The 15,529-nt window shown below is 72.3% G+C and carries 12 protein-coding genes and 3 pseudogenes; 12 read left to right on the top strand and 3 right to left on the bottom strand.

All coding sequences use genetic code 11. The features are described 5' to 3' along the window. Positions 1-204 precede the first annotated feature (204 nt). The 7 genes and pseudogenes from RBJ77_RS15095 (at position 205) to RBJ77_RS15065 (ending at position 6,671) form a co-directional block, all read left to right on the top strand. Complete coding sequence (locus tag RBJ77_RS15095; protein ID WP_372345501.1) at positions 205-393, top strand: hypothetical protein; 189 nt, start codon at positions 205-207, stop codon at positions 391-393. Then, positions 302-592: an ATP-binding cassette domain-containing protein gene (locus tag RBJ77_RS15090; RefSeq protein WP_372345500.1), complete on the top strand. Its 291-nt coding sequence runs from the start codon at positions 302-304 to the stop codon at positions 590-592. The genes RBJ77_RS15095 and RBJ77_RS15090 overlap by 92 nt, the downstream gene beginning before the upstream one ends. Before the next feature lie 238 nt (positions 593-830). After that, a pseudogene (locus RBJ77_RS15085) lies at positions 831-3,420 on the top strand (ABC transporter permease). Positions 3,421-3,869: 449 nt separating this feature from the next. Continuing rightward, positions 3,870-4,388, top strand: a complete 519-nt coding sequence (locus RBJ77_RS15080) for a hypothetical protein (RefSeq protein ID WP_372345495.1) — start codon at positions 3,870-3,872, stop codon at positions 4,386-4,388. 303 nt (positions 4,389-4,691) lie between these two features. After that, complete coding sequence (locus RBJ77_RS15075) at positions 4,692-5,576, top strand: CarD family transcriptional regulator (protein ID WP_372345499.1); 885 nt, start codon at positions 4,692-4,694, stop codon at positions 5,574-5,576. 655 nt (positions 5,577-6,231) lie between these two features. Then, positions 6,232-6,468 (top strand): helicase-related protein, encoded by a 237-nt coding sequence (locus tag RBJ77_RS15070; RefSeq protein WP_372345494.1) that lies wholly within the window; start codon positions 6,232-6,234, stop codon positions 6,466-6,468. Continuing rightward, on the top strand, positions 6,414-6,671 hold the full coding sequence (locus RBJ77_RS15065; RefSeq protein ID WP_372345493.1) for a hypothetical protein: 258 nt from the start codon (positions 6,414-6,416) through the stop codon (positions 6,669-6,671). The genes RBJ77_RS15070 and RBJ77_RS15065 overlap by 55 nt, the downstream gene beginning before the upstream one ends. Before the next feature lie 142 nt (positions 6,672-6,813). On the opposite strand, the gene RBJ77_RS15060 is transcribed toward RBJ77_RS15065, so the two are convergent. The 3 genes and pseudogenes from RBJ77_RS15060 to RBJ77_RS15050 form a co-directional block, all read right to left on the bottom strand. Next, a complete protein-coding gene (locus RBJ77_RS15060) occupies positions 6,814-7,002 on the bottom strand; it encodes a hypothetical protein (protein WP_372345492.1) in 189 nt (62 codons plus the stop codon). Between the two features lie 769 nt (positions 7,003-7,771). Next, positions 7,772-8,065 (bottom strand): MerR family transcriptional regulator, encoded by a 294-nt coding sequence (locus RBJ77_RS15055; protein WP_372345491.1) that lies wholly within the window; start codon positions 8,063-8,065, stop codon positions 7,772-7,774. Between the two features lie 10 nt (positions 8,066-8,075). Next, a pseudogene (locus RBJ77_RS15050) lies at positions 8,076-8,842 on the bottom strand (SDR family NAD(P)-dependent oxidoreductase). A 92-nt stretch (positions 8,843-8,934) separates the two neighbouring features. Here RBJ77_RS15050 and RBJ77_RS15045 point away from each other — a divergent pair. The 5 genes and pseudogenes from RBJ77_RS15045 (at position 8,935) to RBJ77_RS15025 (ending at position 13,349) form a co-directional block, all read left to right on the top strand. Next, complete coding sequence (locus RBJ77_RS15045) at positions 8,935-9,708, top strand: hypothetical protein (RefSeq protein ID WP_372345490.1); 774 nt, start codon at positions 8,935-8,937, stop codon at positions 9,706-9,708. A gap of 99 nt (positions 9,709-9,807) precedes the next feature. Continuing rightward, positions 9,808-10,549: pseudogene (locus RBJ77_RS15040) on the top strand (HNH endonuclease family protein). 295 nt (positions 10,550-10,844) lie between these two features. Further along, positions 10,845-11,312, top strand: a complete 468-nt coding sequence (locus RBJ77_RS15035; RefSeq protein ID WP_372345489.1) for a hypothetical protein — start codon at positions 10,845-10,847, stop codon at positions 11,310-11,312. 723 nt (positions 11,313-12,035) lie between these two features. After that, on the top strand, positions 12,036-12,290 hold the full coding sequence (locus RBJ77_RS15030; RefSeq protein WP_372345488.1) for a hypothetical protein: 255 nt from the start codon (positions 12,036-12,038) through the stop codon (positions 12,288-12,290). 909 nt (positions 12,291-13,199) lie between these two features. Next, the gene (locus RBJ77_RS15025; RefSeq protein WP_372345487.1) at positions 13,200-13,349 is read left to right on the top strand and encodes an N-6 DNA methylase; all 150 of its coding nucleotides are present in this window, start codon (positions 13,200-13,202) and stop codon (positions 13,347-13,349) included. Positions 13,350-15,529 lie beyond the last annotated feature (2,180 nt).

The following is a 15,529-nucleotide window of genomic DNA, read 5'->3' as shown; positions in this document are numbered from 1 at the left end:
CAGAGAGCTGCGGGCGCAGGTAACCGACATAGGAGAAAAACCGTGACAACGGCTGTGACGATTCCCAGGCACGGGGCACTGGCGGGCGAACGGCTGTTGCCGCGAGGGCACGCCAGGTGGTGAAGGCGTACGGGTCGGGAGACCCGCGTCGTCGCGCTCGACCACGTCGACGTGGACATCGCCCGCGGTCAGTTCACCGCGATCATGGGCCCGTCCGGGTCCGGCAAGTCGACGCTGATGCACTGCCTGGCCGGGCTCGACACCGTGACCCTCCGGTCAGATCCATCTCGACGAGACCGAGATCACCGGCCTCAAGGACAAGAAGCTGACGCAGCTGCGCCGCGACCGCATCGGCTTCATCTTCCAGGCGTTCAACCTGCTGCCCACTCCTGAACGCCATCGAGAACATCACGCTCCCGATGGACATCGCGGGCCGCAAGCCGGACGCCGCGTGGCTGCGCCAGGTCGTCGAGACGGTCGGCCTCGCCGAGCGCGCCTCAAGCACCGGCCCACCCAGCTCTCCGGCGGTCAGCAGCAGCGCGTCGCCGTGGCCCTGCGCGCTGGCCGCCCGCCCCGAGATCATCTTCGGTGACGAGCCGACCGGAAACCTCGACTCCCGGGCGGGAGCGGAGGTGCTGGGCTTCCTGCGCCGCTCGGTCGACGAGCCCGGCCAGACCATCGTGATGGTCACCCACGACCCGGTCGCCGCCTCCTACGCGGACCGCGTCCTGTACCTGGCCGACGGCCGCATCGTCGACGAGATGCACCGGCCGACCGCCGACGCCGTCCTGGACCGGATGAAGGACTTCGACGCGCGGGGGGCGCACGTCATGAGTGCCAACACCGTCATGAAGACCTCGCTGCGCAACTTCCTCGCGCACAAGGGCCGGATGGCCCTCTCCGCCATCGCCGTCCTCCTGTCGGTCGCGTTCGTGACCGGGACCCTCGTGTTCACGGACACGATGGACAAGACCTTCGACAAGCTGTTCACGGCCACCGCGTCCGACGTCACCGTCAGCCCCAAGGACTCCGAGGCGGAGGGCAGCGACACCGGCCGCCCCGAGGCCCTGCCGGCCTCCTGCTCGCCACGGTGAAGCAGGCCGACGGCGTCAAGTCGGCCGAGGGCGCGGTCAGTTCGATGAACGTGACCGTCGTGAACGCCGACAACAAGAACATGGGCTCCGAGACCGGCGCCCCGACCATCGCCGGCAACTGGACGGACAACGACCTCCGTTCCATGGAGATCACCTCCGGGCACGCCCCCGCGCGGCCCCACCGAGGTGATGGTCGACGCCGACACCGCGAAGAAGCACCACCTGAAGCTGGGTGACGAGCCCGCACGATCGCCGTCACCGGCGACATCGCGCCAAGATCGTCGGCGTGGCCTCCTTCACCGTGACCAACCCGGGTGCGGCCGTCGTCTACTTCGACACCGCCACCGCCCAGCGCGAACTCATCGGGAAGACCGGGCAGTTCACGCAGATCAACGTCGCCGCCGCCGACGGCGTGAGCGACGCGCAGCTCAAGAAGAACGTCGCCGCGGAACTCTCCGGGAACGGCACGTACAAGATCCAGACCCAGCAGCAGGCCGCGGACGCCAACTCCGCCGACGTCGGCTCCTTCATGGACGTCATCAAGTACGCCCTGCTCGGCTTCGCCGGCATCGCCTTCCTCGTCGGCATCTTCCTGATCATCAACACGTTCTCCATGCTGGTCGCCCAGCGCACCCGCGAGATCGGCCTGATGCGGGCCATCGGCTCCTCCCGCAAGCAGGTCAACCGCTCCGTCCTCGTCGAGCGCTGCTGCTCGGCGTCGTCGGCTCCGTGGTCGGCGTCGGCGCCGGCGTGGGCCTGGCCGTCGGCCTGATGAAGCTGATGTCCGCCGCGGGCATGGAGCTGTCCACGAACGACCTCACCGTGAAGTGGACGACCCCGGCGGTCGGCCTGCTGCTCGGCATCGTCGTCACCGTCCTCGCCGCCTACCTGCCCGCACGCCGGGCCGGCAAGGTCTCCCCGATGGCCGCCCTGCGCGACGCCGGCACCCCGGCCGACACCAAGGCGGGCGTCGTCCGCGGCATCATCGGCCTGCTGCTCACCGGCGGCGGCGGCTTTCGCCCTCTACCTCGCCACGCAGGCCGACAAGGCCAGCCAGGGCTCGCTGTGGCTCGGCGTCGGCATCGTCGCCTCGCTCATCGGCTTCGTGGTCGTCGGCCCGCTGCTCGCCGGCCTCGTGGTCCGCGTCATCAGCGCCGTCCCTGTCCGGTTCTTCGGACCCGTCGGGACGGATGGCCGAGCGCAACGCGCTGCGCAACCCGCCGCGCCGCACCGGCGCCACCGGCGCGGCCCTGATGATCGGCCTCGCCCTGGTCGCCTGCCTTCCGTCGTCGGCTCCTCGATGGTCGCCTCGGCCACCGACCAGCTCGACAAGTCGGTCGGCGCCGACTTCATCGTCGAGGGCCAGGGCGGCATCATGCCGCAGGCCGCCGACGCCCTGAAGAAGGTCAAGGAGGACGGGCTCGTCTCCCACGTCACCGAGGTCAGTGGGTCAAGACCACGCTGACCACCCCGGGCGGCGTCAAGGAGGAGGAAGAGCGCTCCGCGGCCAGCCCCAGCTACGCCCCAGGACCTCGTGGCGCGAGGCCACCTCCGGCGAGCTCGGCGGCGTACGGGAAGAACGCGATGTCGGTCGGCTCCGAGCTTCGCCGAGCGCAACCATCTCGAGGTCGGCGACACCATGACCGTCGCCTTCCACCACGGCTCCACGGCCAAGCTGCGGATCGCGGCGATCACCTCGGACGACACCGCCTTCGACAAGGGGCGCGATGTACACCAACATCGCCACCGCCGAGCAGTACCTGCCCAAGGACCGGGTGCCGCTCAACGGGATGATGTTCGCGAAGGCCGCCGACGGCAGCGAGGCCGCCGCCTACAAGGCGCTGAAGTCGTCCGTCGCCGCCGACCCGACCGTCAAGGTCAAGGACCAGACCGACTACAAGGGAGACCCTGAAGGACCAGGTCGGCCAGCTCCTCAACATGATCTACGGGCTCCTCGCCCTCGCGATCATCGTGGCGGTCCTGGGCGTCGTGAACACCCTGGCGCTCTCGGTGGTCGAGCGGACCCGGGAGATCGGCCTCATGCGGGCCATCGGGCCTCTCCCGCCGCCAGCTGCGCCGCATGATCCGCCTGGAGTCGGTGGTCATCGCCCTCTTCGGCGCCCTGCTCGGCCTCGGCCTGGGCATGGGCGGCGCGACGGCCCAGAAGCTGCTGGGCCCTGGAGGGCCTCGGCGTCCTGGAGATCCCCTGGCCGACGATCGTCTCGGTCTTCATCGGCTCGGCCTTCGTGGGCCTGTTCGCCGCCCTGATCCCGGCGCGTTCCGGGCGGGCCGGATGAACGTCCCGAACGCCATCGCCACCGACTAGACCCGATCGGTCCGAGCGGACCGAGGAGCCCGCCGAGCGGCCGCGACCGCGGCCCGCCGGTGGGGCTCCTCCGTGGTGGACCGGCACGGTCGGCGCCCCGGCGCGCGCCGACGTACCCTGGAACCCCCCGGCCCGTCACACGTGTCGGGTCCTTTGCGTTGCCCACCCCAGGACCGGGAAGGTCAAGGCCCCCATGAGCCTGCACGGACTGCTCGACGCCGTCGTCAAGGACGCGGCCCTCACCGAAGCGGTGAAGGCCGCGGGCGACGGCAACCGCATGCACATCGACCTCGTGGGCCCGCCCGCGTCGCGCCCCTTCACGGTGGCGGCGCTCGCCCGCGAGGCGAAGCGGCCCGTGCTGGCCGTCACCGCCACCGGCCGCGAGGCCGAGGACCTGCCGCGGCGCTGCGCTCGCTGCTGCCGCCGGACGGCGTCGTCGAGTACCCGTCGTGGGAGACGCTGCCGCACGAGCGGCCTCCCCGCGCTCCGACACCGTGGGCCGGCGCCTCGCCGTGCTGCGCCGCCTCGCCCACCCCAGCACCGACGACCCGGAGACCGGCCCGGTGTCCGTGGTGGTCGCGCCCGTCCGCTCGGTGCTGCAGCCGCAGGTGCAGGGGGCTCGGCGACCTGGAGCCCGTCGCGCTGCGCACCGGGCGGAGCGCCGATCTGAACGAGACGGTCGAGGCGCTCGCCGCGGCCGCGTACGCCCGCGTCGAACTCGTCGAGAAGCGCGGCGAAAGTTCGCGGTCCGCGGCGGCATCCTCGACGTCCTCCCGCCGACCGAGGAGCACCCGCTCCGGGTCGAGTTCTGGGGCGACGACGTCGAGGAGATCCGCTACTTCAAGGTCGCCGGACCAGCGGTCCCTGGAGATCGCCGAGCACGGCCTGTGGGCGCCACCTGCCGGGAGCTGCTGCTCACCGCCGACGTACGCGCCAGAGCGGCGGCCCCTCGCCGAACAGCACCCTGAGCTGGGCGAACTGCTGGGCAAGATCGCCGAGGGCATCGCCGTCGAGGGCATGGAGTCCCTCGCGCCGGTCCTCGTCGACGACATGGAACTGCTCCTCGACGTGCTGCCCGCCGGATCGATGGCCGTGGGTCTGCGACCCGGAGCGGGTACGGACCCGGGCCGCCGACCTCGTCGCCACCTCGCAGGAGTTCCTCCAGGCGTCCTGGGCGGCCTCCGCGACCGGGCGGCGACGCCCCCATCGACGTGGGCGCCGCGTCGCTGTGGTCCATCGCGGACGTCCGCGACCGGGCCCGCGAGCTCGGCATGATGTGGTGGTCGGTGTCCCCTGTTCGCCGCCGACGCGGACCTCGACGGCGACACGCTGCAGCTCGGCATGCACGCGCCCGAGACGTACCGCGGCGACACCGCCAAGGCCCCTGCCGACACCCAAGGGCTGGCTCGCGGACGGCTGGCGGACCGTGTTCGTCACCGAGGGCCACGGTCCCCCGCGACCCGCACCGTCGAGGTGCTCGGCGGCGAGGGCATCGCGGCCCGCCTCGACAAGGACCTCGCCGAACTCGCGCCCTCCGTCGTCCAGGCATCTCGCGGCAGCCTCGAATTCGGCTTCGTGCACCCGGAGTTGAAGGTCGCCGTCCTCACGGAGACCGACCTCACCGGGCAGAAGACGGCCGGCAAGGACGGCCAGCGGATGCCCGCCAGGCGCCGCAAGACCATCGACCCGCCTACCTCGAATCCGGCGACTACATCGTGCACGAGCAGCACGGCGTCGGCCGCTCATCGAGATGGTGCAGCGCACGGTCCAGGCGCCACCCGCGAGTGCCCGTCGTCGAGCCGCGCCAGCGCGGCCAGCCCGGCGACCGCCTCTACATCCCCACCGGCTCAGCTGGAGCAGATCGCCAGCGCATCGGCGTGCGGAGGCCCGACCCCGCGGCTATCGCTCGGCGGCGCCGACCTGGACGAAGAATTTCAGGCGCGCGCGCCAAGAAGGCGGTCAGCGGAGATCGCCGCCGACCTGATCAAGCTGTACTCGGCGCGCATGGCGGCGCCCGGCCCACGCCTGCCGGCCCGGACACCCCGTGGCGGCGGGAGCTGGAGGACGCGTTCCCGTACGCGGAGACGCCCGACCAGCTGACCACCATCGCCGAGGTCAAGGGAGGACATGGAAGACGGTCCCGATGGACCGGCTGATCTGCGGCGACGTCGGCTACGGCAAGACCGGAGATCGCGGTCCGCGCCGCCTTCAAGGCCGTCCAGGACGGCAAGCAGGTCGCGGTCTCTCGTCCCGACGACCCTCCTCGTGCAGCAGCACTTCGGCACGTTCTCCGAGCGGTACGCCCAGTTCCCGGTCAGCGTGAGGCGCTGAGCCGCTCAGACGGACACCGGGTCGAAGGCGACGCTCGAAGGGCTGCGCGACGGCTCCGTCGACATCGTCATCGGCACGCACCGCCTGTCTCCTCCGAGACCAAGTTCAAGGACCTGGGCCTGGTCATCGTCGACGAGGCAGCGGTTCGGCGTCGAGCACAAGGAGCAGCTGAAGAAGCTGCGGGCCAACGTCGACGTCCTCACGATGTCCGCGACCCCATCCCCCGTACGCTCGAAATGGCGGTCACCGGCATCCGGGAGATGTCGACGATCACGACCCCGCCTCGAGGAGCGCCACCCGGTCCTCACCTTCGTCGGACCGTACGAGGAGAAAGCAGATCGGCGCGGCCATCCGCCGCGAACTGCTCCGCGAGGGCCCAGGTCTTCTACATCCACAACCGCGTCGAGTCGATCGACCGGGCGGCGGCCCGGCTGCGCGAACATCGTGCCCGAGGCGCGCATCGCGACCGCCCACGGCCAGATGTCGGAACAGGCCCTGGAACGGGTCGTCGTGGACTTCTGGGAGAAGAAGTTCGACGTCCTCGTCTCCACGACGATCGTCGAGTCCGGCATCGACATCTCGAACGCCAACACGCTCATCGTCGAGCGCGGCGACAACCTCGGCTCTCTCCCAGCTCCACCAGCTGCGCGGCCGTGTCGGCCGTGGGCCGGGAACGCGGCTACGCGTACTTCCTCTACCCGCCCGAGAAGCCCCTGACGGAGACGGCTCACGAACGCCTCGCGACGATCGCCCAGCACACGGAGATGGGCGCGGGCATGCACGTCGCGATGAAGGACCTGGAGATCCGCGGAGCCGGAAATCTCCTCGGCGGAGAGCAGTCCGGCCACATCGCGGGCGTCGGCTTCGACCTGTACGTCCGCATGGTCGGCGAGGCCGTGCGGACCACCGGGCCTCGCTGACGGCGGCTGGAGGAGGAGCCGCCGCTGGAGGTCAAGATCGAGCTGCCGGTCGACGCGCACGTCCCGCACGACTACGCGCCCGGCGAGCGGCTGCGTCTCCAGGCGTACCGGGCCATCGCCTCCGCGAACACGGAGGAGGACGTCAGGGCACGTCCGCGAGGAACTCGCCGACCGCTACGGCAAGCTGCCCGGAGCCCGTCGAGAACCTGCTGCTGGTCGCGGGCCTGCGCATGCCGTCCCGCGCCTGCGGGGTCGGCGAGATCGTCCTCCAGGGCAGCAACATCCGGTTCGCGCCGGTGGAGTTGCGGGAGTCGCAGGAGCTGCGGCTCAAGCGCCTCTACCCGGGCACTGTCATCAAAGCCGGCCACGCACCAGATCCTCGTCCCGCGTCCGAAGGCGGCGAAGGTGGGCGGCAAGCCGTTGGTCGGGCCGCGAGCTGCTGGCTTGGGTGGGCGAGTTCTTGACGTCGATCCTGGGTTCGTAGGGAGCCGCTGGTTCGTGTGCGGGTGGGGGTGGGGGCTGCCCCGGAACGTCCTCGACCGCGGCCCGGTGGGCGCGTCTCGCGCAGTTCCCGCGCCCCTGAAGACCGACTGCGTCTGCCGGTTGGGCCTTCGTCGCGGACTGCGGGCGCGTGGGGCTCGCGCAGTTCCCCGCGCCCCCTGGAAGGCATGCGCTGACGCGCAGCCTTCCCCGCCGGGAGATGCCGACCGCAGGTGCGCATCTCAGGGGCGCGGGGAACTGCGCGACCGGCCACGACGGTGGTGCACCTCGCGACGACAGCCCTCATCCGGCTTTTAGGGGCGCGGGGGAACTGCGCGAGCAACCGCGACGGTGGTGCAGCCCGCGATGACAGCTCAACCCGGCAGACGCATCCGGTTTTTAGGGGCGCAGGGAACTGCAGCGATCCAGCCGCGACGGTGGTGCACCCCGCGACGAATGGTCAGCCCGGCAGACGCAGTCGGATCAGCCCCACCCCACCCGCACCCGCCGAAGAACCCGAAACCTGCAACGGCGAAGCGCTAGACCGACCCCCAGCGGATGCGTCGAGTGCTGAGGTCAGGCGGTCGCAGAGCGATCTGCACCCGCGATCCGCCGCTCGATCACCGCGAGCCGCTCCCGGGCGACAGCAAGAACCCGGGCGAAGGCGCCCCTGCCAGCATGTCGCCGTCCAGGCACGGCAGGAACACCCTGACGTCGTCCACGGTGAGTCCCGCTTCCACCAGCATGCGGATGTTGCCGACGCGGGTCACGGCAGCGTCGTCGTACACACGGTACCTCGTTCCCGCCCGCGAGGGCGTGAGCAGACCCGCCTGCTCGTAGTGGCGCAACGCGCGCGGCGTCGCCCCGGTGGCCGCGGCGAGTTCGCCGATCCGCATGGTCTGCGTGGTCCCCATGGGGGCATCGTCACGCCACCACCGCACCCCCGTCCACCGGAACGATCACCCCGGTGACGAACGACGCGGCCGGCGACGCGAGATGGAGGATCGTGGCGGCGACCTCCTCCGGCCGCCCGACGCGGCCCATCGGCGTGTGGTCCAGCTGCCACCTGCGGATCGCGGCTCGCTCCTCGGGCGTGAACGCGGCGTGGTCGGCGATGGGCGTCTCGATCGCCCCTGGGCGCGACCGCCGCGACCCGGACGCCGCGCGGAGCGAGCTGCACGGCCCAGCTGCGGGTGAGGGAGTCGAGGGCCGCCTTCCCGGCCGCGTAGAGGGAGTTGCCGGGCCAGCCGCGCTGCCCGACGGCCGTCGTCACGTTGATCACGACGCCCCGCGCGGCGGACAGCGCGGGCAGCGCCGCCTGGGTGAGCAGGACCGGGGCGACCAGGTTCGTGCCGAGCAGGGCGCGCGCGGAGTCGCGCGTGTAGGTCTCCAGGACTCGGATCCGGTGACGCCCGCGTTGTTGACGAGGACGTCGATGCGGCCGTGCGTCTCCAGCGCGGTGCGGACGATGCGCGCGGGGTCCGTCGGCCGCGGTGACGTCGGCGCTGAGCGGGGTGATCAGACCGGGGGCGTACGCGGCGGTCTCCGCGAGCGGGCTCCGGCCTGCGGCCGACGGCGACGACGGGGTGGCCGACCGCGGCGAAGGCGTGGGCGGTGGCGCGGCCGATGCCGGTGCCCGCTCCGGTGACGACGACTGTTCCGCGCTCGACGGTGGCGTTCATGGTGTCCATACCGACGTCTGACCCTGACGCCAGTGGCAAGGTCAAACAGGGAGGGCCACCACCATGTCCGACACGCCCGTGCCCGACGCCAAGGTCCGTCAGTGTGGCACCTGCTGGAGCCGCTGCACGCGGTGCTCTACTACGCGCCCGAGGCCTTCGAGGAGGCCGCCGCGCTCGGCTACGAGGTGGGGGAGCGGTGGCCGAGACTACTTCGCGTGGCGGGCCGCCCCGCTGGGCGCGCGCGGCGCCACCAGGTCGCGTCCGCGTTCTACAGCTTCAACCCGGCCATGGTCGCCGAGCACGTGCCCGCGGCCTGGGAGGTGGCGTCGCCCGACGACGTCCTGGCCGCCCGGCTGCGCGGCGTCGACCGCGCCTACCGGGCGCTGTTCGGTGACGTTCTGGACGGGCCCGAGCTGTCCCGCGCCGCCGATCTGGCCCGCCGGGCCGCCGAGGCCGTGCACGTCGAGGGCCGTCCGCTGGCCGCCGCCAACGCCGAACTGCCCTGGCCCGACGCCCTGCACCTGGTGCTGTGGCAGGCCGCGACGGTGCTGCGCGAGCACCGCGGCGACGGCCACGTCGCGGCGCTGCTGACGGCGGCTCAGCCGGCCGACTCTGGTGTCGTTCGCGGCGATCGGCGCGGCGCCCCTGGAGACGTTCGCGAGCCGCGGCTGGACCCGGAACCAGTGGGACGCCTCGCACCAACTCCTCGCCGGCCGGGGCCTGTTGGACGACGACGGGATCGCCACCGACGCGGGCCGCGCGCTGCGCGCGAGGTCGAGACGATGACGGACCGGCTCGCCACGGGCCCCCTGGCGGTCCCTCGGCGCGAGACGCCACGGCCGAACTCGCGGAGCTGCTCGGCCCGTTGTGGGTGAGCGTCCTCGGCTCCGGACTGCTGCCGTCCGTCACGACGTCTGGGCATCGGCAAAGTGTGATCATGCTTCAGGTACGGTGAGCGGGCCGAACGACACCAAATGGGAGGTAGTGCCGTGCTGCGAGGGCCGGACGGGCCGTGGTCGCCGTGCTGGCGGCCGTCGTGGCCCGTCACCGGGTGCGAGGCGACCACCGGTGGCGGGGGCGAGTCGGGGCCCGAGCCGCACGGCGCGACGGGCAGCGCGCTTCGCCGCCGTCGACGCGCTCACGGTCAGGAGCCGCGCGCCGAAGACCGGTTACGCGCGCGAGCGGTTCAGCAGCGCCTGGGCCGACACCGACTCCAACGGCTGCGACACCCGCGACGACATCCTCAAGCGGGACCTGGACGGGGTGCGGTTCGCCGACGGCGAAGTGCAAGGTCTCCGCCGGGTCCCTCGCCCCCGATCCGTACGGCGGCGGCGACATCGCGCTCGTGCGCGGCCGCAGCCAGGTCGACATCGACCACCTCGTCGCGCTGTCCGACGCCTGGCAGAAGGGCGCCTTCCAGTGGGGGAGCCGAGCAAGCGCATCGCGTTCGCCAACGACCCGCTCCAACCTGCTCGCCGTGGGCGCCACGCCCAACCGCAGCAAGGGGGACGGCGACACGGCCACCTGGCTGCCGCCGAACAAAGGGCTACCGGTGCACCTACGTCGCCGGGCAGGTCGCCGTGAAGAAGAAGTACGTGTGGGTGACCGGCGCCGAACGCGACGCCATGAAGCGGGTGCTGGGCGGCTGCCCGGACCAGAAGCTGCCCACCGGGGGAAATCCGACTGCGGCGCCGCCCCCGGTTCCATGCACGATGAGCGCATGACGACGACCGACCGGGACACCGGCCTCACTCATCACCACGCTCGCCGAGCGCCCCGAGCTCGCCGTGGACATGTGGACGATGCCGGACACCTGGCCGGAGTTCATCGCCCACGACCGGGTGGGCGCCGGCCCTGCTGCGGTGGGCCTGGCAGGAGCTGCGCGACTACGCGTTCGTCGCCACGGACACCGCGTGGGGACCGTGGTCGCCAAGGCGTACAGCGTGCCGTGTCGCGCTGCACGCCGAGGGCGCGGCGCGCTGCCCGACGGCGGCTGGGACCAGGTGCTCCAGTGGGCGTTCACCGACCGCGCCCGGGCGTCGAGCCCGACACCGTCAGCGCCATCGAGATCACGATCAGGCCGGGCCTCCTGGGCCGCGGCCTGTCGGGGCGGATGCTCGCCGCGATGCGGGAGAACGCGCGGGGCCCGCGGCTCGGCGAGGTCGTCGCGCCCGTGCGGCCGAGCGCCAAGCACCTGGAGCCGGCGACGCCGATGAGCGAGTACGCGTACCGCGTGCGGGAGCCGGACGGGCTGCCGGCGGACTGCTGCGGGTGCACGTGCGCCGGCGGCGTCATCGAGAAGGTGGCGCCCGCCTCGATGACCGTGTCCGCCTCGCCCGCCGAGTGGCGGAGTGGACCGCCCTTCGACACGAGCCGGCGCCGCCGAGCGCCTTTCGGGTCTGGTGCCGGTGCACTGTCTGCTCCGAGCGGGACCTCGCCGCGTACGTCGAGCCGAACGTGGGTGCGGCACGCGCTGTGAGCGCGTGCCGCGTCCCCACCCTCGGTGGCCCTGCACAGCTTGAGGTCCCACTGTGCAGAGTGTCGTACTGAAGCTCGGCGCGACCTCGACCGTCAGGTTCTTGGCGGCGGCCGGGCTGCCGTAGCCGTAGGACGACCGTGGCCTTCTTGCCGTGGCGGTGTGATGGTGCCCTCGAAGCCCGTGCCGACCTTGTCGTCGAAGATCTGCTCCGCGCCGACACACCGTCGGCGCCGGCGCGGGCGTCGGCGGACAGCAGGCCTCGCGTCGAACTTCTCCTGCTGTCGTTCGTGACGGTCACGGTCACCTTGTAGGCGTGGTTGCCGCTCTTGTGGCCCGCCGCGTACTTCCGCTCGGGCTGAACGCGACCGCGTTCGACACGGTGACGGTCAGGTCGTCGTCGTAGACCACCGAGTCGCCCGCCTCGAGCGCCTTGCCCGTCCGGCTTCGTCGCCCTTGCCGCCCTTGTCCTTGCCACTGTCCTTGTGCGTCGGCGCCGCCGGACGGCTTCGTGTCTCTTCGCCTTGCGTCCGACACCGACTTGTTGGATCTCGTCCACGGCGTCGTCGACGGCCTTGAACGTCGTGCACGCGCCGAAGACCGCGAGGCCCAGGGAGACCAGCGCGAGGATCGCCCGGCCAGCGCCACGCCCTTGTACCCGTCGCCCGCCGCGCTTGGCGCGGCCCCGGCCCTGTCAGGCCCAGGATCAGCGCGACCACACCGAGGATGCCGGCCAGCCAGAAACATGAACGGGATCAGGCCCGACACGGCGCCGATGATGCCGAGGATCAGCGCCGCCGTCCCCAGTCCGTTCCGCGCGATCTGCTGCTGGGGCTGCTGCTGCGGCGGCTGGGTTCCGGCGGGTACTGGGGTGCTGTTGGGCCTGCGACATGTCTGTTCTCCGAGATGAGAGACGCCAACCTCTCCCCGGCTTTCTCCGTATCCGGCGGTTGGCTGGGTCAAGAACACCATTGCCTGTGAACCGAGTCAACCGCGTTCACGGAGATCGACGTGTGAACAGTTGTGGACCCGGTTCTTACGTCGAGGTCGGTAGGGTCGGGCGCATGGAGAACGCGACAGAGGTGACGGCCGCCGGAATCGCCCGGCTCGCCGAGGGTCCGGACGGGCCGCGGTCAGCAGCTGGCGGCGACGGCACGCCGACTTCAAGCCGGTGGGCGGCACCGAGACCAGCCCTCCTTCGCGCTCGCCGAGGTCGAGGAGCGGCTGCGCGCAGGGCGAAAGCTCGCCGAGGTCCCGCTTTGCGCGAGCGCGTCTGGCAGCGCAGCCTCGCCGGCCACTGCGGGCCCGGTCACCGCGCTGCTGCACGCCGGAAAGCCGTCCTCCTGCTCGTCCACGACCGCTCCACGGAGTGGCTCGCGCTGAACGGCGAGAGCGACGACCGCCTCCTCGCCGAGCGCCTGCCCGCCGCCCTCGAAGGCGCGTCCTCGCCCCCGCTTCGGACCGGCCCACGAGCGCGCCCGCCACCCCGAAGGCAGCCGCCCTGTTCGTCCGTGCCCCGCGTTGCGCGGCGCCGCCGAGCTCGCCGCCGACCTCGGCACCCGCCGCGCCTTCGCGTTCCTGCTCGGCCGCCACCCGACGCGAACCCGCGGCAGTACACTACCCCGCCGGGACCCGCCGCCCTGATGGCCGCCCTCGCCGGACCCGCCGACACCGCCTCGACCCGGCCTGCGGCACCGGCGCAGTTCCTGCTGCGCGCCGTGCGGCACCGACCCGCGCGCGGACCAGCACCTACCGGCCAGGGATCAAAGTGCCCGACCTCGCGGCGTCACCGCCCTGCGCCTGCGCTCGACGACCCGGGCAGCACCCCCGCCGCCCACCCTTCCGCAACCGCCGCCGCCGACACCCTGCGCGGCGACGCGTGCCGACGACGTGCGGGCTGACGTGGTGCTCGCCCACCCGCCGTTCAACGAGCGGGGCTGGGGCCACGACGAGCTGGCCTACGACCCGCGCTGGGAGTACGGCTTCCCGGCCCGCACCGAGTCCGAACTGGCGTGGTGCAGCACGCGTTGGCTCGCCTGAAGGACGGCGGCACCGCCGTCCTCCTGATGCCGCCCACCGTCGCCTCCGCCGCTCCGCCGCCGGATCTCGCGCCGACCTGCTGCGTGCCGCGGGCGCCCTGCGCGCGGTGATCGCCCTGCCCGCGGGCGCCGTCCCGCCGAACAACATCCCGCTGCACCTGTGGGTCCTGCGCCGCCCCGCCGCCGCCACGCCCGCCCCCGAACTGCTCCTCGTCGACAATTCACTGGCACTGCGGTCCGGCGACGTCCGCGAACAGGCGGGCCGTCGCAGCAGGCGGCACCGACGCCTGGCACGCCTTCGACCGGGACGGACGTCTCGCCGAGCGGGCCCGGACCTCGCCCGCTCCGTGCCGGTCATCGAGCTGCTCGACGACGAGGTCGACCCGCCCGCGCGCCGGCTGCCCCGCCCGCCGCGGGCGACGGCGGCGCCAAGCCGAGCTGGTCTCCGTACGCGAGGAGCTCACCGGAGATGCTGCGCCTGGGCCACGAAGCTCACCCCGAGGACGCCCGCCCGGCAGACTGGCGGGGCGCTGGCCGCAGACCACCGTCGGGAACTTCGCGCGCGCGGGCGCCCACGCTCCACACCGCCGCGACCGCGAAGCGGCACCGGCGGGCTCCGCGCGCGTGCCTGCGCCCTCACTGACCACGACGCTCACCGGCGCCGTCTCTGTCCACCTGCCGGTTCGGCCGGCGAGGATCCGGGTGCTCCTGGCGACCGGGGACGTCGTCGCGCCCGTCGCCGGCAGAGCAGGCGCGACCGCCCGCGTCGTCGACGAGGCCACTGCGGGCGCCGCGCTTCGGCGCGGCCCGCGCTGCTGCAGCTCCCGACCGGCCGCGCTCGACCTGCCGCGGTTCCCTCGCCGGGTTCCTGCGCGGCACCGCGAACAACCGGCGGCCAGCAGTTACGCAGCCCACCGCGACCCGGCTCGACGTGCGCCGCCTTCCAGCCGCCCCGCCTCCCCTGCCCGAACAGGCCGGATACGGCGAGCGGTTCAGAGGGCCATCGCCGCTTTCGAGGAGGCGCGCTGAGGCGCGCGCGAGCCGGCTCCGGCGAGCAGCGCTCGTCTAGGGCCTGCACGACGGCCTCACCGACGGCCCTGTTGGAACCGAGGTGAGGCTCTGCGCGATCCAGGTAGGACAACGGTTCGGCATACAACCCGCCTGTTGTCCCGGTCGGCCCATACGCTCGCCCGATGGAGCACGCAGTTCGAACGCAGGCACCCACCCAGCAGGAGCGAGCCATGCACGGCCACGGCTATGCGCGCGCCGCCCAGGCTTCCGCCGCCCGGAGCAGCAGGGCAGAGATCACTGCGGCGTGCTCTTCGTGGCGATCGCCGTCCTGGACGGTCGGCTTCCTCGTCTCGTGCCACGACGTCCGGCCTCGCCCCGACCACCCGCAGCAAAGGTCGACCGCGCTTCGGCGCCGTCGCCGGAGTCCAGCTCTCGTCTGCTGGGTTTCGGCGCCTTTCAGCGATCCGTCGGTGAGGAGTCTCGCCACCTGGTGGGGGCAATGCCGCGATGGGCCTGATGCTGGTAGAACCCGCCGTGTCGGTCACGTATTACCTGGTCGCCGACATCCGGCACGGCCGCCGGCAGCAGCTCGGTGCGGCCGGTCCGCCTCCTGTACGGCATGCCGCAGCGCCGCAGCGCCTCGTACGGCTACCCGCAGCCCCAGCCGCAGACCTAGCCCGCAGAGGACGCCCCCGCCGCCGATGCACGCGATGCTTCCACCAGACCGCGGGCCCCACGCCGCCGGGCGCCGCAGAACCAGCACCTGAGCCAGCACCCGAGCCAGCACCCGAGTCAGTGCCGCCACCTGAGCCAGCACCTGAGCCAGACCCAGGGCCAGATCTGCCCGGTCAGACGCAGGGTCAGCCCCCGCACCGCATCGACCAGGTCCGTCGCCGAGCTGGACGAGTTGAGCGACTACCTGCGCAAGCAGGACGGCGGCCGGTGACCAGTTCGGCAGGGCTGCCCACCACGGCAGGACGCGTCGTCGCGGGATCGTGCCACTGAACTCTCCACGCTCATCGGCCAGGGCGGCATGGGCCAGGTCTGGACGGCGTACGACCAGCGCTCTGACCGCCGCGTCGCTGTTGAAGCGGCGCACGAAAACGCGAGCGTTTCACGATAAATGCGAAACGGTTAAACACCCAAATCTTAAACTGAAGAAGTACAACA

This window comes from Streptomyces sp. KL116D (assembly GCF_030766975.1).
Taxonomy (GTDB): domain Bacteria; phylum Actinomycetota; class Actinomycetes; order Streptomycetales; family Streptomycetaceae; genus Streptomyces; species Streptomyces longispororuber_A.
Note: the sequence above shows the minus strand (reverse complement) of the source record. Positions and strands in the feature narration are given on the sequence as shown.